Here is a 16,249-nt window from a genome sequence, read left to right as displayed (position 1 = left end):
AAACGCCGTGGCGTTCGCGGTCGAGCGCTTAGCGTCTCCGCGCTTCGCGATTAATGCGTCAGTGGCCGTTTAGCCGGCGCGCCAGGCGGCCGGCGATGAATTCGTCCGCCAATCAGCAACAAGGTCAGCAAAATGGCGATGCCGGCCAACAAGCGGTTGACATGCGCGCGATCGGCTATCAAGTCCTGCAATTCGCTCCATAGTTCGGCGGTCACGGCGTTGGACAGAACGTACCCGGCCACCAGCAGTACGAACCAGCCGAAACCGCGCCGCAAGGCCGCCGGACTTAAGTAGTTCGACAACCAACCGCCGAGCAAACTGCCGACCACCGCGCCGCCGGTAAAGGTCAAGGTCAACGTCAAATCCAGCTCGGCATGATTGCTGTAACCGGCCAAGCCGGCTACCGCGTTGATGACGATGATCAGCAGCGAGGTGCCGATGGCCGCGGTCATCGGCAAATCCACCAGCAACACCAGCGCGGGCACGATCAAAAAGCCGCCGCCGACACCGACCAAACCGGTCAGGCCGCCGACCAGCAAGCCGTCGAACAACAGGCGCGGGTAGGGCGTATTTAGCGGGCACAGACCGCCTGAAACGACTTCGTCGGGTCGAGGCGGCCGCTTGTTGGCGATCATCGCCAAGGCCGTTACCAATGTCACCAGCCCGAACAAGGCCATCAGCAGGTCGCCGGAGAATTGGCCGGCCAACCGGCCGCCGCCGAAGGCGCCCAGCATGCCGGCGGTACCGAAGGCCAGCGCGCTCTTCCAGCAAACATGGCCGCGCCGGGCGTGCGGAATCAAGGCCATCAGACTGGAGATGCCGACCACGACGAACGAGGTGGCGATGGCGGTTTTCGGCGCGACGTGCAGCAAGTAAACCAATACCGGCACGGTCAGAATCGAACCGCCGCCGCCCAACAGGCCCAGCAGCAACCCGATCGCAATCGCCAACGCGAAGGCCGTGATCATGGCTTAGGCTCCGGCTTCGGTCATGCCGCAGGATTGGTTGGCCGGTAAAGCTTGGTCGATGAAGCGCGGATAGGCCAGTTTCAGTTCCGCCATGATCGCGATGAATTCCTCGCGGCTACGGCCTTGGCCGATGCGCGGGTTTTTGGCCATCTCCTGCTTGATGGTCGAGACCGTATTGCCTTGGTAGTCATGCCCCGGATACACCAGCGTGTCCGGAGCCAACGTGAATAGTTGGCCGGTGATGCTGTCGTAGAGTTGGCCGGCGTTGCCTTGTTGAAAGTCGCTCCGGCCGCTGCCGCCGATCAACAACGCATCGCCGGTGAACACCCGGTCGCTCATCACGTAGGATACGCAGCCGGCGGTATGGCCCGGCGTATGGCGGACTTCGAAGTCCAGGTCGCCGATTTGCAGTGGCACGCCGTGGGTGACCAACAAGTCGGCGCACATCGCGCCGGCGTCGCGATGCACGACGCTTTTGCTGCCCAAGGTTTCCCGCAAGCGGCCGGCGCCGGTAATGTGGTCGGCGTGGACGTGGGTTTCCATCGTGTATACCAGCTTCAGGTTCAAGCTGGTCAGCAAATCGATGTAAGCGGGTACTTCCGACGAGACCGGGTCGATCAGACAGGCGCGGCGGGTACGTTCGCAACCGAGCAAATAGGTATAGGTGGAAGTTTCGGGTTCGAAGAGTTGGCGGAAAAGCATCGTCGTTCTCCAGGTTGGTTGAATCGGGTAGACGTTGCCAATACGTAATCAAGAGCCGTGCCAATAGCTTGCACTGAATTGTCATGGGCTAAGTAATTGATTTTACAGGCTGTCGGTAGGGAGCAAGGCGGAAATGGTTGTTTCATGATGAAACATTGAAACAATACTGATACGCTTGAAACATTTTTGAAACAACCGCTTGGAAGGCCTATGTCGTTTTCATCCGCATTGTTTAAAACTTGGCTTTACCGGGTCGGCGCCGAGCCGCTGGTCGAGGCGCTCAGCGATCTGGCCGACAGCGGTGCGGTATTCATCGTCGATGCCGACAGCCAGATACTGTTTTGGAGCAAGAGCGCCGAAAAGCTGTTTGGCATCGGCGCCGAAACCGCGCTGGGCCAACCCTGTCACACGGTGTTGCATTGCGACGGCGAAGGCGACCCTTGCAACTTGGCGGAACTGCGCATCATCAAGTCACAGGGATTGAACGTCCACTTGCCCAACGGCGTCACGCTGCCGTGTTATCGAACCGCGCGGGCGTTTTTCGACGGCAACGGGGTGTTCGTCGGCGCGCTGGAGATCGTTCGACCGCAAACCGAATCCCAGCCGGCCAGTGCCGGCGACCACGACAGTTTCCACGGCATCCTGACCCGCGATCCCTTGATGCGGGAAGCGATTGCCATCATCCGCAACGTTGCCGAAACCGAAGTGACGGTACTGATACGCGGCGAATCGGGAACCGGCAAGGAAATCGTTGCTCACGCGCTGCATTTGGAAAGCCCTCGCCATTTCCAGCCGTTTTTGGCGATTAACTGCGCGGCGCTGACGCCCAGCTTGCTGGAGAGCGAACTGTTCGGCCACGTCAAGGGCGCGTTTACCGGCGCGGTGCGGCATCACATCGGCCTGTTCCAGCGCGCCAACGGCGGCACGCTGTTTTTGGACGAAGTCGCGGAATTGCCGCTCGAATTGCAAGCCAAGCTACTAAGGGTGTTGCAGGAGCGCAATTTCATTCCGGTCGGCGGCGACGCGGCGGTCAGCGTGGACGTGCGCATCATTGCCGCCACCCACCGCTCGCTACGGGAGGAAGTCAAGGCTGGCCGCTTTCGCGAAGATTTGATGTACCGCTTGCGGGTGGTGCCGATTTATCTGCCGCCGTTACGCGATCGCCGCCAGGACATCGGTCTGTTGCTATGGCATTTGATCGAACGCCACAACTTGCAAGGCCGGCGCCGGATCGATGCGATCGCGCCGGAAGCAATGCGCTTGCTGTTGGATTACCCTTGGCCCGGCAACGTCCGGGAATTGCAGAACGTGGTTGAATACGCCTTTGCTGTGGGGCGGGGCAGCGAAATGCGCTTGGAAGAATTGCCGCCGGAGTTCCGCGAACCGTTCGGCACGGCGGCCAAGCTCCCGCTTGCAGGTCAGACCGGGGCGCGTAGCGGCGACGAAGCCGGGTTGATCCGCGAAGCTTTGGCTCAGGGTGGCGGCAACTTGGAGCAAGCCGCCCGCTACGCCGGGATGAGCCGAGCCACCTTCTGGCGCAAGCGGCGCAAATACGGGTTGTAGCGGCGGGCCGGATTGATCGGTTCTTGCCTCAATACTCGCGGTCCGCACGAGACAGCGCTGTCTTGGAACCGGACCGAGGATGTCTCGCGCCCACGGCCGCCAAGCGTTGTCGCGACGGTCTCGCGTTGGCGGTTCGGCGGTGCGGCAATTCAACGCATATCGAAAAATCACGAGGTTTGTTAGATTTCGCACTTTGTAGCGCTTCGGGCAATTCGAAATCCGGGGCCGATAGGAGCATCAACATGAAACATCCGATAAAAGCCGGCTTGCTGGTGCTTGTGCTCGCGCACTTGATCGTCGGCGGCGCGGCCATCCACGCGATGTTCGCCTGGATTTTCGGAGGGCACGACCCTGTCACGGTCACTGCCACTACTTCTACCGCCGGCCAGCCGCAAGTTTTGGGTGGCGGCGAACCCGCCGGGGCGGTGCTGGCCGCCAGCCAGCCAATACCTGGCAGGTAAGCGTCCTTCGAGCTGGCGGCGGCCGGTTCGACTTTCAGTTTCAGGTCGGACATTAAGCGCCGGAGGAGTGTCCCGCGAGGTTGTTCGCGAAGCCGCCGGTAATCCTCTGCGCTGAGTAGGACCGGTTGCGGCAGCGGTACGGACATAAAAGACTCAAGCGTTCAGCGACGGGTAGAAAGGCCAGGGCTATTTTTAGGCTTTGCCGGTCTTTGCAAGCAGTGCTAGGCGTTGGCGATCCGCTTAAATCCAAGTCGCTCCGGCACGCGGCGCCGACACCGATGTTTTTAGCGAGGATAAAAATCCGCTCCCGATCCGGCGCCTGTGATAAAACCCCTGCGTTTTTCCGATACGGTTTAGCTATGTCGATGTCCGCTTTCCCTATCCTATATAGCTTCCGCCGCTGTCCTTACGCGATGCGGGCTCGATTGGCACTGGCGGCCGCCGGCGTCGTTGTCGAGCTGCGCGAAGTCCAATTGCGTCAAAAACCGGCGGCATTGTTGGCGATTTCGCCTAAGGCCACAGTACCGGTGCTGCTGACCGAAACCGGCGAGGTCGTCGACGAAAGCCTGGACATCATGTTCTGGGCCTTACGGCGGTCCGATCCCGAAGGTTGGCTGGCCGGCACCGACTCGGCGCGCGCCTTGATCGCGCGCAACGACGGCGAGTTCAAGCACTGGCTGGACCGCTATAAGTATGCCGATCGCTATCCCGAACACAGCCAGACCGATTATCGCCGACACGGCGAGGCGTTTTTGACGGCATTGGATGATCGTCTAAGGGGCTCGGCCTACTTGCGCGGCGACCGGTTCGGTTTGGCCGACGCCGCGATTGCGCCGTTTGTCCGCCAATTCGCGGCAGTTGACAATGCTTGGTTCGAGGCCGCCGCTTACCCGGCGTTGCGGCGCTGGTTGAGCGAGTTTTTGGCGTCGACACGTTTCGCGGGCATTATGCACGGTTACAGCGCCTGGCAGCCGGACGCCGCGCCGGTTTGGTTCGGCGGCTTAATTTAGCGGCTCTGCAATGGGGCTTGAGTCCTTGGAAAGTGTTTCGATAACGTACGGAGATACCTTAAGTTGGAAAGGCCTCGGTTCCGGCCGAAACCTCTCTAAGTGACTTGTAACGATTCAGCATAGGCTTCTTCCGGCGCAAAAACCGTCGTTTGGTCGTTAGAGCTTTGGCGGGCGCGGCCCTATCGAGTTTTTACTTGACGACTCAATGGGCCTAACGCGCAAATACCCTACTTAGGGAGGGTTTCCGGGACACGGATTTGCGGTTATTGTGTACCCGCTGATGAATGTTGCTAGAGCGGCTGGTCAGCGTAGTCGGATTCGATCAATCGATTGTCCGAGCATTTCCAAGACAAACAGGAGTTATCATGAAACTATTACGTACCTCATTTATGACGGCCGCGCTGTTAGGCGCGGGGCTGAGTGCCGCTGACGCCGCGCAACAACCGAATTATTACGAATGCGTGGGTCGCGGGGCCAGCCTAACCCTCAGTGTCGGCAGTAAATCGGAAGTCGGCATCCTGCCGGCGACCACCGTGCTCAATCTGGAGCTGGGTAAGAAGAGTTATTCTTACCAGGATACCGATATTTCCGTGGAATCGACCTTAATTGGCGACCTGTGGGAGGTAACTTTGGGCTTTATCCCGGATGTCAGCGTGGATCACGCTTCGTTGGTCATTCCGCAAATCAATCTCGGCAATGCGCCTTACCGCTTCGCGAGCAAGCTGATTTTGACCCACGTACAGACGCCATTCACCACCGAACCCCCTGTTGGCGTTGTGAATGCTTCGAAGTACATCGACCTCAACTGCACCGCGTCGGTGTTGTTCTACTAAGCGCTAAAACCCCGCCGGCGGTGTGATCCCAAACCGGCGGGGCCGATTTCGCCGTCGGCTAGCTTTGGAGCAGTACAGCGGTTGGCCGATTTGGATGAGGCCGTCGTGGTTTGTGAGCGTTGGCCGGCTCAGTTTCGCCAATCAAAATGAAGCTTCCGCTTGAAATTTATGCCATCGCTCACCATGCTGTGGATGTAGCGCCGCTTGCTGGCGAGATTCAAGCCAGCCGCCCAGTGTGCAAAGCGTAGATTGAGGTTTCCGAGAACCGTCGCGGGAACCACCAAGCCGGAGGTCACCATGCAACATTCTCCCAATTCCCATTCAGCCGATGTATTCGTCAAACGCCTGATCGCCGTTGGCGCGGTGGCGGCCGGGTTGATCCTGCTGTGGCATTGGCGGCCGGAAACACCGACCGAGCCGGCGCCGGTCAGAACCGTCGCGGCGCGCGGCGATTTGGCCGCCGACGAAAAAAGCACGATAGAACTATTCGAAAAATCCCGCGACTCGGTGGTTTACATCACCACCGCCTCGCTGGTGCGCGACGCCTGGACCCGCAACGTATTCTCGGTGCCCAAGGGCTCCGGTTCCGGTTTTATCTGGGACGAGGCCGGCCACGTGGTCACCAATTTCCACGTGATCGCCGGCGCCAACGAAGCCACGGTCAAACTGGCCGACGGCCGCGACTATAAAGCGGCGCTGGTTGGCGCCAGCCAGGTGCACGACATCGCGGTGTTGAAAATCGGTGTCGGCTTCAAACGGCCACCGCCGGTACCGGTCGGTACCAGTAACGACCTCAAGGTCGGGCAAAAAGTATTCGCGATCGGCAATCCGTTCGGTTTGGACTGGACCTTGACCAGCGGCATCGTCTCGGCGCTGGACCGCTCACTGGGCGGCCAGGACGGCCCGGCAGTCGAGCATTTGATCCAGACCGATGCGGCGATCAATCCCGGCAACTCCGGCGGTCCGCTGCTGGATTCGGCCGGCCGCTTGATCGGCATCAATACCGCGATTTACAGCCCTAGCGGCGCTTCGGCCGGCATCGGTTTCGCTGTGCCGGTCGATACCGTGATGCGGGTAGTGCCGGAGTTGATTAAACAAGGCAAATACATTCGCCCGGCGCTGGGCATTGAGATCGACCAGCAAATGAACGAGCGCCTGGCCGAATTGACCGGCACCGCCGGTGTCGCGGTGCTGCGGGTGCAACCCGGCTCGGCGGCCGATCAAGCCGGCTTGCGGGGCGTCGAAATCGCGCCGGACGGCGTGGTGCCCGGCGACGTCATCGTCGCGATCGACGGCAAGGATGTTGATTCCCTGTCCAAATTGTTCGCCCGTTTGGACGATCGGCAAGTCGGCGACGTCGTCAAAGTGCGGCTGGTCAACAACGGCCGGACGCGCGAAGTCGAAGTGACCTTGCAACCGGGGAACTGATGCCTACCCCCCAACCGGGCGCGCGAGGCCCCCGCGCCCGGTTGCCAGCTAGCTCGCCATTCGGCGATCGGCTGGTAAGCTGACAAGACGAACCACTCGTGTGACTAACCATGACCGCAAGCAAACCGCCCAGACTCAATCCGCGCAAATTGCTGCTCAGCAAATGGACCGCCGTGGCGCCTCGGCGTAAAGAAAAACACTTCATCGTCAGCGAAGTGCTATGGCCGGACGACCCGGCGGCGCCATTGGAATTGATTGAATTGGAAGCGGTGCATAGCCGGCGCAGGCAACGGCTGCCGTGGCGGGCTTTGCTGGATACGGATACGTGGCGGCAGGGCTGGCATTGAGGGGCTGTCGATGAATGGGTTGGCGCGGTTTTCCGACCAAGCCAATCGGTCCGCCCCTTCGGCTCCGCTCCCTTCGACTCCGCTCCCTTCGACTCCGCTCAGGGCACGGGCCGGTTTTTAGCCGCGCGGAGTTGGTCGTTATGTGGCCGTTTCCTAACAGGCGCCGTCCGATCCCTGAGCGCAATGCCGTTAAGTTAAGCCGTACGTGGTCGACTGCATGGATGCGGGAGGTAGAGCAACGCAGGAGCAGTTGCCGAGAGCTTGTCGAACCATCGGGCCATGAACGGCTTAACTATTCGCCCTTCGACAGGCTCAGGACGAACGGTCAATCCTTAACTTAACGACATTGCCCCCGAGCGGAGCGACCCGGTCCCAAAATCGAGCCACAAGGTTCCTTGGCGGAGCCAAGAGTAGAACTACCCGGTCCCTGAGCGGAGTCGAAGGGAACGTCTCCCATCCAAACGCCGAATCGATACAATGCCCTCCACGCCAAACCAACCGGCATCGACTTGGATTTTTGACCAGCCAAAGGAAAACTCGAATGACCCGCTCGATCGCGAAACCGGCCAATCCGCAGGGGAAGGGGAACGTCGCCGTGCTGGACAGCTTGCAGCAGGCCCGGAACCAATTGGTCGCCCCGGCCAAAAGCCTGCGGCAAATCAGCAGCGACTTGTTTACCTCGTTGTTCGTGTTGAACAGCCACATTCGTTTCAAACCGACCGCCAAGCAAACCTATTGGCTGTATCTGAAAGACGGCGAATATCGGCTGTCGTTGATCGCGCCGGCGCAATGGTCGCCGGATCGGTCTGGCCGATTTATCGGTGCCTGCGAGTTACAAGCCGATTTGACCTGGACCCTGGAACTATCCGCCGATTGCACCAACGACCGGGCATTCCTGCAAACGATCGCCGAACGCCGCCGGCAACTGGAACAGGCGCTGCAACAGGCCGAAAAAATCGAAGACGCTTTGCCGGTCTACGTCGAAACCCTGCCGTATTACGCCAGAGTGCTGGCCTCGGCGTTGGCGTATTCGCTGAAGCAATCGATGCAAAAATCCGGCATTTTGGGTTTGAGCTTTCGGCAAGCCGAAAAGCAGCGGCGGCTGATTCAAACCGAATAGCGCAACTTTGCCGCGCCGATAACCTGGGCCTTGCCGGAAATTTAAAATCGGTCAGGCACAAGCCCAACAACATACCGGTAAACAGACGACGGGATAAAAAAACGGGGGCGTTGCCGTTTGAACAGTCGCGCGGCCGTGTTTGAACCGCAATGATCTCATCGCGACAGGCAACGCCGTCGTTTGCATGCGCAAGGTTCTTATCCGAACCGTCAGCGTTGCCATCTAAACATCTACGTTTCTCCGCCGAACAGGCAGACCTGTCTGTTGAACACGCAGTCATCCGCGATGCACATGCAACGTCGATGGTTTAACACGCAAGCTTTCATCTTCACCACGCAAGCGTCGCCGATCAAGAGGCGCGGGCCGCTGTTCATCGGACACGCGCCGCTGTTCGACGCAAACGACTGCCTGTCCATCGGCGACGCCTCGGTGTTCGAAACAGATCGTCGCATGTCCATCGGCGGGCGCCCGGTGTTTATTCACGGAACGCGGGTGTTAAACACTGGTCGGCCGGTGTTCGAATCAGACGCTTGCCTGTTAACCAGGCATCGCTCGCTGTTCGCGTTGGAATGCCGGCTGTTTAGCGGCGATGTTTGCGTGTCCGGCATGAAGCATTGACCATGTGAGGGAGAAGCGCGGAGTGTTATCCGAGCAGATTGGCGTTTTGTCAGCGGTTACCGCACGCTAGCCGGAAGGCTTGGATATTTCAGGATGTTTTTACTATGAAAGGCACAGGATGTCGCCACCAATCCGGTGTCGGAACGCTGTCAATCGCGGCTAAAGCCGCTTGCCATTGACTTTTATTGACCGGGGCGATGCGATCGTTTACCACAGCAACGCCAAGCCGTTTGTCGTCGCAAGGGTTCGAAGTGTTCGATATTGCGCTCCCAGCGGTGCTCATCGCTGGCTTTGTCGCCGGCAAACAGCGCTTTGGCCGGCTGCGACAGATTGCCTAAACCCAAATTATCGCGCGGGCTTGGGCGTCGTCGCTGTCCTCCAGCCAGGTGTTGAAGTCGGCGTAGTGGTCGAAAAATGCGGCTGATCCTGTAAGCACCGGGATACAGCGGGTTCGGTGATAATTTGGCGGTTCATTTTGCAGGTGAGGCGCAAATTCCCTCTCCCTCAGGGAGAGGGTTAGGGTGAGGGGGAAACGGGCTGATCACCCTCACCCCGGCCCTCTCGGCAAATGCTCCTGCCTTGCTCTACCTCCCGCATCCATGCAGTCGTCCCATCGAGAGGGAGAAACAGCCGCTTAGGCCACCGCTTGCTCGACAATCGCGTCGGCGAGTTGCAGTTGTGTGGTTTGCGCGGCGGCGATGCGGGCTTTGAGGGCGTCGCAGAGGGTCATCAGTTCATCGACTTTGACGACGATGCGGTGTTGTTCATTTAGAGGCGGTATAGCAATAGGAAACTGGACGAACTTAGTAATTGAAATATGCTTTATGGCTGCTCCGGCCGCTGCTTCCCATATTAAATTCTGCAAATATCCGCTATGAATGGCATTAACTAAAAATTCCCTATTAAATGGACAATACCTCAACCAGAGAACGGCAACGCTTTGGTTAATGCAAAATTCTTGATCTAAGTTAACTACTGCAGCTCGACCGATGGAACCATCCTTAGTTATCAATATGTCTCCAATTTTCGGCTTATCTTTTAGATTGAGATCGGCATAGGCATCCTTGGACGTATAGTCGACATCTTTTATATCAATGTAACCATATTGCACATTTTTAGCCGTAATAATTATTGGTCCTGATTCTACATGCGGCATGGGCCGTGTAAAACCATAAGTCATCCATTCCGTAAAATCATCCCATCGTGCCCACGCCCATCCCGTAGGAATTTCAAATGGCTTCTCTTTCTCAGATATTTTAGGCAACGCTTTTTGTTTTTTAATGATGCCGTCTTCGGATAAACGAGCTTTTTGGCTTACGATTTTATCTAGCAACACATTCGCCGGTTCATCGTTGGAATCTTGCGGAACGAGTTTGCCCATGACGGCGAGTTGCAGCAGGGTTTGTTTGAGTTGGTCGATGCTGGATTCGGTGGTGAACAGGGTGTCGAAGTGGTCGGCGATGCGGCCCCAGGCTTGCTCGAATTCCGCAGCGTCGACGGTTTGGGTCAGCGTATCGAGCAGGGTTTGCACCAGGGTTTGATGGGCGGCGAGGTGGTCGGTTTGCTGCTGCTCCAGTTGATCGCACAGCGCCATCAATTCATCGACTTTGGCGACAATGCGGTGTTGTTCGGCGAGTGGCGGAATTAAAATAGGAAATGGATCGAGATTAGTTGTTGTTACTTGCGGTTGCGCACTTCCTGTGACGATCTTTTCTTTATCTGCAATTGTTAACGCATAATAAATGAACTTTAGGCTTAGATTTTTCCATGAGTTTTCCAAAACTAGAGAGTTACTGGTAATGAAGCAGAGTTTTGGAGAAATATTTGGTTTTCCGCTATATGCGCCACGACAGGATATTAGGAGCTGAGGTTCTTGGTATAAATATTCCTTATACTTTCCAATAATCCCATTTGCTCCGAAAACATCGAAGCCATCATCTGTCAGCTCTGAGTTAGATAAGCCTTTACCGTAAACAACGTTAAATAAGCTGCCAACTCTTGCCAATATCCAACCAGCAGGTATTTGGGTTTGCTTGTCTTTATTTGAAACTTCTGACAATGGCTTTTTGTTCTTTGTCCTACCTTTTGCTGTCAAATAATCCTTTTCGCTCTGAATTCGTTTTAGCAACTCACCTGCATGTTCGTCGGTTGGGTCTTGCGGCACCAATTTCCCCCGCACCGCCAATTCCAAAATCAATTCGCGCAGCTTCTTAATGCCGTAAGCAGTGTATTTGGTGTTGCGGGAGTTGGTTGAGTTCCCCTCACCCCGACCCTCTCCCGCTGGAGAGGGGGATTTATTGCCGCGTCCGATGCTGGCTTTGCTGGCAATTGCTGAAGTCCAGATGTCCAAATGTTGGTTGATTAGATCTGTCATTGAGTATGTTGCTATTGGGTATTCGATTGAGTTGTCTGTAGGGGATTGCCTGCTCCCTCTCCAGCGGGAGAGGGTTGGGGTGAGGGGAAATTAAATAATGCGGCTTCGCAATTATTTCGGATCACCCTCATCCTAACCTTCTCGGCAAATGCTCCTGCTTTGCTCTACCTTCTGCATCCATGCAGTCGTCCCACGGGGAGAAGGGACAAAGTTACTAGCGTTGGAGAGCTTCTTGCAAAACGGCTTTAAGCTGGTCACGCAATTGGCCGATGTCCTGTTGTTGCTGGGCATAGCGTTGCAGCAGTTCGTCCGGGTCGTGGCTGATTTGTTCGCCGACATGCGGGTTTTTGATGTCCAGGTTGTAGTTGCGGGCTTTGATGTCGTCTATCGACACCGGCCAGGCTTGTTCGCTGGCGTGGCGGCTGGCGTAGCCGTCGGTGGAGCTGCCCCACCAGTCGATTTCGGTTTGAAATTCTTCAAAGCGCATCGGCTTGGTTTTGTTGTAGCTCTTCACGCCGTCCGGGTAAGGGTGTTCGTAATACCAGACGGTTTGCGTCGGCGTGCCTTTGTCGAAGAACAGGATGTTGGTTTTGATGCCGGTGTAGGGGTTGAACACGCCGTTGGGCAGGCGGACGATGGTGTGCAGATTGCATTCCGTCAGCAGGCTTTCCTTGAGGCGGGTTTTCATGCCTTCGCCGAACAGAAAGCCGTCCGGCAATACCACGGCGGCGCGGCCTTTGTCTTTGAGCAGTTTGATAATCAAGGCCATGAACAAGTCGGCGGTTTCGCGGGTGCGGAACTGGGCCGGGAAGTTGTTTTCGATGCCGTCTTCTTCCATGCCGCCGAACGGCGGGTTGGTGATGATGACCTCGACGCGGTCGGCGTTGCCGTAGTCTTTGTAGGGACGGCTGAGGGTGTTGTCGTGGCGGATGTTGGTCGGCGTGTCGATGCCGTGCAGGATCATGTTGGTGACGCAGAGCATATGCGGCAGGGCTTTTTTCTCGACGCCGCGTATCGAGGCTTGCAGGGTTTGTTCGTCTTGCTCGGTTTTGACGTAGCGTTCGCGTTTGTGGTCGATGGCGCAGCTTAAAAAGCCGCCGGTGCCGCAGGCCGGGTCGAGCACGGTTTCGGAAAGCTTTGGGTCGATGCGGTTGACGATGAATTGGGTGACGGCGCGCGGGGTGTAAAACTCGCCGGCGTTACCGGCGCTTTGTAGGTCTTTGAGGATTTGTTCGTAAATGCTGCCGAAGGTGTGGCGGTCGGCGGTGTTGTTGAAGTCGATTTCGCCGATTTTGTTGATGACCTGGCGCAGCAAGGTGCCGGATTTCATGTAGTTGTAGGCGTCTTCGAACACATCGCGCACGACTTGGGCGCGTTTGCCGGCCGGGCCATGCAGCGGCAGTTTGTCTTTAAGAGTGGGGAACAGTTGCAGGTTGACGAAGTCGGCCAGTTCGTCGCCGGTCATGCCTTCCGGGTCTTGCGCCCAGTTGCGCCAACGCAGGTGTTTGGGTAGCGGCGATTGGTAGTGGTCTTCGATTAATTCCAATTCTTGTTCGCGGTCATCGAATATTTTCAAAAAGAACAGCCACACCAATTGACTGATGCGCTGGGCGTCGCCATCGACGCCGACATCTTTGCGCATGATGTCTTGAATGGATTTGATGATGCCGGAAACGTTGCTCATGCTGATTTATTTGTCCTGGGGTCTAAAGCCCTCTCCAGAGGGAGAGGGTTGGGTGAGGGGAAATTCGATAGTGTGGCTTCGCCGTTATTTTTGATTTCCCTCATCCCTGCCTTCTCGGCAAATGCTCCTGCTTTGCTCTACCTCCTGCATCCATGCAGTCGTCCCTGAGGGAGAAGGCGTTTGGTTATTGGTAAAAGTTAAAATTTCCATCTGGATCGCTTGTAAAACCCCGTTGGTATTTTGCAAAACGTCGTTATTCCAAAAGCGAATGACTTTGAAACCGCGTTTCTGCAATTGTTCGGTACGGTGCTGGTCGTATTCGACTTGCTCGGTATGTTGACCGCCATCTAGTTCAACGATCAATTTTACCTCCAGGCAGGCGAAATCGACGATAAATGGCTCGATGGCAAATTGCCGACGAAATTTTTGGCCGCATAGTTGTCGATTGCGCAGGTGTTGCCATAGCAGGCGTTCGGCGTTGGTTTGGTTTTTTCTGAGGTTGCGGGCATTGCTGTTTAGGGTCAATTTTTATTCTCCTCACCCCGGCCCTCTCGGCAATTGCTCCTGCATTGCTCTACTACCTACATCCCTGTAGGCATCCAGCAGGAGAGGGGGGGAAAGCTAGCGAGACTGGTTGCTGAACAGCTCATGCTCCAGTTCTTGTATCGCGGTTTCGTAGCGGTCTTTGCCGCCAAAAACCTGATTGATAATTTCCACCGGGGTACCGATGTCGCTGAACGGTTTGAGTTTGAGGATTTTGGCGTTTTCCAGGCTGGCGATGCCTTCGTCGGCGTATTTGTCCAGCAAGGCGTTCAGCACGGCGCGGGCTTGGTCGCCGTATTTGGTGAAGTAATTGCGCTTTTTGACGTTGTTGGCGCGTTCCTTTCGGGTCAGCGGCGGCTGGTCGTAGGCGATATGGGCGATCAGGTCGAAATCGCCGACATCTTTGCCGACTTCGGCGGCCAGGTTGTCCAGCACAATGCCGTGCTCTTCCAGCAACTCGATGATGGCCTGTTTTTTCTTGGCGCCGTGCCAGCGTTGCAGAAACTCGTCCAACGAGGCGAATTCGGATTGAATCTGTTTGCGGCTGAAGTCTCGGTAGGATTCGGTCATCAGCGTGCCGTCCGGGCCGAGATATTCGACGCGCTCGGCAAGGATTTTGACATCTACGCCGCTGACGCGGATTTTGTAGGCGCCGGTGGGTTCTTCGATTTCTTCGCCTCCCGGTTCGTCTTCAGGCTCCGGGTCGGGCGGCACGGGATCGTCGTCTTCTTTGGGTTCGTAGATCACTACCGGTTCGCCGTCGAAATCTGGATCGCGGAACAGTTCGGTGGCTTTTTTGAAGTCCATGATGGTGAAGAAAAACTTGCCAAATTCTTCGTCAATGCGCGTGCCGCGACCGATGATTTGCTTGAAAGTGGTCATCGAGCTAATGGTCTTATCCAGCACGATCAGCTTGCAGGTTTTGGCATCGACGCCGGTGGTGAGCAGTTCCGAAGTGGTGGCGATGACCGGGAAGGTGCTTTCCGGATCGATGAAGTTGTCCAGCTCGGCTTTGCCTTCCACGCTGTCACCGGTAATGCGCATCACGTATTTGGGGTTGTCGATGGCGAGTTGGCCGGCGGCGTTGACGATGGCGACGCGCATGCGTTCGGCGTGGTCGATGTCTTCGCAGAAGATGATGGTTTTGGCGTAAGGATCGGTCGCCAGTAGGTATTTCATGACCCGTTTGGCGACCAGTTTGGTGCGCTGGTTGAGCACCAAAATACGGTCCATGTCGGCGCGGGTATAAGTGCGGTTCTCGATGCTGTTGCCGAGGTCGTCGGTCATGCCGGCTGGCGGCGTCCAGCCATCGACGTCTTTATCGATGTCGATGCGCACCACTTTGTAAGGCGCGAGAAAGCCGTCTGCTATGCCTTGTTTCAGACTGTACGTGTACACCGGTTTGCCGAAATAATCGGTGCTGGACACGTATTTGGTTTCTTTGGGGGTGGCGGTCAAACCAAGTTGAATGGCGTCTTTAAAGTAATCCAGAATTTCCCGCCAGGCCGAATCGTCGGCGGCGCTACCGCGATGGCATTCGTCGATGACGATCATGTCGAAAAAATCGCGCGAGACGTTTTTGAAGATTTTGTCTTCGTCCGCCGTGCCGGTGATGGCTTGGTACAGACCCAGGTAAATTTCGTAGGACGGATCGAGCTTGCGGTTTTTGATTTTGGTCATCACCGAGCCGAACGGTTTGAAGTCGTTGACCAGGGTTTGATCGACCAGAATGTTGCGGTCGGCCAGGAACAACACGCGCTTAACCTGTTTGGCCTTCCATAACCGCCAGATGATTTGAAAGGTGGTGTAGGTTTTACCGGTGCCGGTGGCCATTACGAGCAATACGCGCTTTTGATGGTTGGCTACGGCCTCGATGGTGCGGTTAATGGCTTCTACTTGGTAATAGCGCGGTTGTTTACTGTTGCTGTCTTCATAATAGGGCTGAACGACCAAACTTTCGGACTCGTCGGCAATGCCGCGATACTTTTTATAGCGTTGCCAGAGTTGGTCCGGTGGCAAAAACGCATCAAGCGCGAATTCGGTTTCGATGTCTTCGTTGGGTGCGGGCACTTTATTATGTGCGGCAAAGGCATCGCCGTTGGAACTAAAGGCGCTGGGGACTTGCAGAATTTCCGAATAACCCAACGCTTGTTGCAGGCCGTGGCTGACGGTGTGGTTGTTGTCTTTGGCTTCGACGACGGCAACCGGCACGCCGGGTTCCCAATAGAGCACATAGTCGGCGAATTTCTTCTTTTTCTTATTGCGGGAGGAAACATTGCCGCGAACGACGATGGGGCCGGGGGTTAAGGTGACTTCGCGGCGGATTTGTCGCATCGCATCCCAGCCGGCGTCACGAAGGGCGGGGGTGATGAAAAGGTCGCAGATGTCGGTTTCGCTTAGGGCTTTCTTTTCCTTAATGTCCATAATTGAGAATCCTATCTAAGCGGAGACACGCGTCAGTAAATAGCCGGCAGAAGGGAAAGAATAACATCAATGTTAGAAAATTCGGTGTGACAACAATTGGACGGAGGTCGTCACGGAACGAACGACAAGAATCGATTTAATGGCTGACGGGGGAAAGGGGTAAAATCGAATGGC

General features: G+C 56.5%; 14 protein-coding genes. 8 read left to right on the top strand and 6 right to left on the bottom strand.

Annotated features, from left to right (window positions below):
- Positions 1 to 50: 50 nt before the first annotated feature.
- Together BJL95_RS05370 and BJL95_RS05365 are read right to left on the bottom strand one after the other, a co-directional pair.
- Positions 51 to 968: a sulfite exporter TauE/SafE family protein gene (locus BJL95_RS05370; RefSeq protein WP_071156094.1), complete on the bottom strand. Its 918-nt coding sequence runs from the start codon at positions 966 to 968 to the stop codon at positions 51 to 53.
- Between the two features lie 3 nt (positions 969 to 971).
- Positions 972 to 1,670, bottom strand: a complete 699-nt coding sequence (locus tag BJL95_RS05365; RefSeq protein ID WP_071156092.1) for an MBL fold metallo-hydrolase — start codon at positions 1,668 to 1,670, stop codon at positions 972 to 974.
- A gap of 210 nt (positions 1,671 to 1,880) precedes the next feature.
- Between BJL95_RS05365 and BJL95_RS05360 the strand changes: the two genes are divergently transcribed.
- The 8 genes from BJL95_RS05360 (at position 1,881) to BJL95_RS05320 (ending at position 9,050) form a co-directional block, all read left to right on the top strand.
- Positions 1,881 to 3,233: a sigma-54-dependent Fis family transcriptional regulator gene (locus BJL95_RS05360; RefSeq protein ID WP_071156090.1), complete on the top strand. Its 1,353-nt coding sequence runs from the start codon at positions 1,881 to 1,883 to the stop codon at positions 3,231 to 3,233.
- Positions 3,234 to 3,475: 242 nt separating this feature from the next.
- Positions 3,476 to 3,694: a hypothetical protein gene (locus tag BJL95_RS05350; protein ID WP_071156086.1), complete on the top strand. Its 219-nt coding sequence runs from the start codon at positions 3,476 to 3,478 to the stop codon at positions 3,692 to 3,694.
- Positions 3,695 to 4,059: 365 nt separating this feature from the next.
- A complete protein-coding gene (locus BJL95_RS05345) occupies positions 4,060 to 4,704 on the top strand; it encodes a glutathione S-transferase (protein WP_139306143.1) in 645 nt (214 codons plus the stop codon).
- A gap of 365 nt (positions 4,705 to 5,069) precedes the next feature.
- Positions 5,070 to 5,537 (top strand): hypothetical protein, encoded by a 468-nt coding sequence (locus BJL95_RS05340; protein WP_071156082.1) that lies wholly within the window; start codon positions 5,070 to 5,072, stop codon positions 5,535 to 5,537.
- A gap of 297 nt (positions 5,538 to 5,834) precedes the next feature.
- Complete coding sequence (locus tag BJL95_RS05335; protein WP_071156137.1) at positions 5,835 to 6,965, top strand: S1C family serine protease; 1,131 nt, start codon at positions 5,835 to 5,837, stop codon at positions 6,963 to 6,965.
- A 110-nt stretch (positions 6,966 to 7,075) separates the two neighbouring features.
- Positions 7,076 to 7,312 (top strand): TIGR02450 family Trp-rich protein, encoded by a 237-nt coding sequence (locus BJL95_RS05330; RefSeq protein WP_064024693.1) that lies wholly within the window; start codon positions 7,076 to 7,078, stop codon positions 7,310 to 7,312.
- A gap of 541 nt (positions 7,313 to 7,853) precedes the next feature.
- Positions 7,854 to 8,432, top strand: coding sequence for a DUF2452 domain-containing protein (locus tag BJL95_RS05325; RefSeq protein WP_071156080.1), 579 nt, complete (start codon positions 7,854 to 7,856; stop codon positions 8,430 to 8,432).
- A gap of 291 nt (positions 8,433 to 8,723) precedes the next feature.
- Entirely contained in the window at positions 8,724 to 9,050 is a 327-nt protein-coding gene (locus BJL95_RS05320) for a hypothetical protein (RefSeq protein WP_071156078.1), read from the top strand.
- A gap of 634 nt (positions 9,051 to 9,684) precedes the next feature.
- Here the strand turns inward: BJL95_RS05320 and BJL95_RS05315 are convergent.
- The 4 genes from BJL95_RS05315 to hsdR form a co-directional block, all read right to left on the bottom strand.
- Positions 9,685 to 11,424 carry a restriction endonuclease subunit S gene (locus BJL95_RS05315; protein WP_071156077.1) on the bottom strand — a complete coding sequence of 580 codons (1,740 nt, stop codon included), beginning with the start codon at positions 11,422 to 11,424 and terminating at the stop codon, positions 9,685 to 9,687.
- Between the two features lie 214 nt (positions 11,425 to 11,638).
- Positions 11,639 to 13,108 (bottom strand): class I SAM-dependent DNA methyltransferase, encoded by a 1,470-nt coding sequence (locus tag BJL95_RS05310; RefSeq protein ID WP_071156074.1) that lies wholly within the window; start codon positions 13,106 to 13,108, stop codon positions 11,639 to 11,641.
- Positions 13,109 to 13,192: 84 nt separating this feature from the next.
- Entirely contained in the window at positions 13,193 to 13,633 is a 441-nt protein-coding gene (locus BJL95_RS05305) for an endonuclease domain-containing protein (protein ID WP_083385684.1), read from the bottom strand.
- 96 nt (positions 13,634 to 13,729) lie between these two features.
- Positions 13,730 to 16,075, bottom strand: coding sequence for an EcoAI/FtnUII family type I restriction enzme subunit R (hsdR, locus tag BJL95_RS05300; protein ID WP_071156072.1), 2,346 nt, complete (start codon positions 16,073 to 16,075; stop codon positions 13,730 to 13,732).
- Positions 16,076 to 16,249: the final 174 nt, after the last annotated feature.

This window comes from Methylomonas sp. LWB, from assembly GCF_001856095.1.
GTDB lineage: Bacteria > Pseudomonadota > Gammaproteobacteria > Methylococcales > Methylomonadaceae > Methylomonas > Methylomonas koyamae_A.
The sequence above is the reverse complement of the archived record's forward strand: the minus strand, read 5'-3'. Positions and strand labels throughout refer to the sequence as shown.

Coding starts and splice junctions, on each gene's coding strand:
- BJL95_RS05370 (WP_071156094.1), bottom strand. CDS start 968: ATGATCACGGCCTTCGCGTTGGCGATTGCGATCGGGTTGCTGCTGGGC.
- BJL95_RS05365 (WP_071156092.1), bottom strand. CDS start 1,670: ATGCTTTTCCGCCAACTCTTCGAACCCGAAACTTCCACCTATACCTAT.
- BJL95_RS05360 (WP_071156090.1), top strand. CDS start 1,881: ATGTCGTTTTCATCCGCATTGTTTAAAACTTGGCTTTACCGGGTCGGC.
- BJL95_RS05350 (WP_071156086.1), top strand. CDS start 3,476: ATGAAACATCCGATAAAAGCCGGCTTGCTGGTGCTTGTGCTCGCGCAC.
- BJL95_RS05345 (WP_139306143.1), top strand. CDS start 4,060: ATGTCCGCTTTCCCTATCCTATATAGCTTCCGCCGCTGTCCTTACGCG.
- BJL95_RS05340 (WP_071156082.1), top strand. CDS start 5,070: ATGAAACTATTACGTACCTCATTTATGACGGCCGCGCTGTTAGGCGCG.
- BJL95_RS05335 (WP_071156137.1), top strand. CDS start 5,835: ATGCAACATTCTCCCAATTCCCATTCAGCCGATGTATTCGTCAAACGC.
- BJL95_RS05330 (WP_064024693.1), top strand. CDS start 7,076: ATGACCGCAAGCAAACCGCCCAGACTCAATCCGCGCAAATTGCTGCTC.
- BJL95_RS05325 (WP_071156080.1), top strand. CDS start 7,854: ATGACCCGCTCGATCGCGAAACCGGCCAATCCGCAGGGGAAGGGGAAC.
- BJL95_RS05320 (WP_071156078.1), top strand. CDS start 8,724: ATGCAACGTCGATGGTTTAACACGCAAGCTTTCATCTTCACCACGCAA.
- BJL95_RS05315 (WP_071156077.1), bottom strand. CDS start 11,424: ATGACAGATCTAATCAACCAACATTTGGACATCTGGACTTCAGCAATT.
- BJL95_RS05310 (WP_071156074.1), bottom strand. CDS start 13,108: ATGAGCAACGTTTCCGGCATCATCAAATCCATTCAAGACATCATGCGC.
- hsdR (WP_071156072.1), bottom strand. CDS start 16,075: ATGGACATTAAGGAAAAGAAAGCCCTAAGCGAAACCGACATCTGCGAC.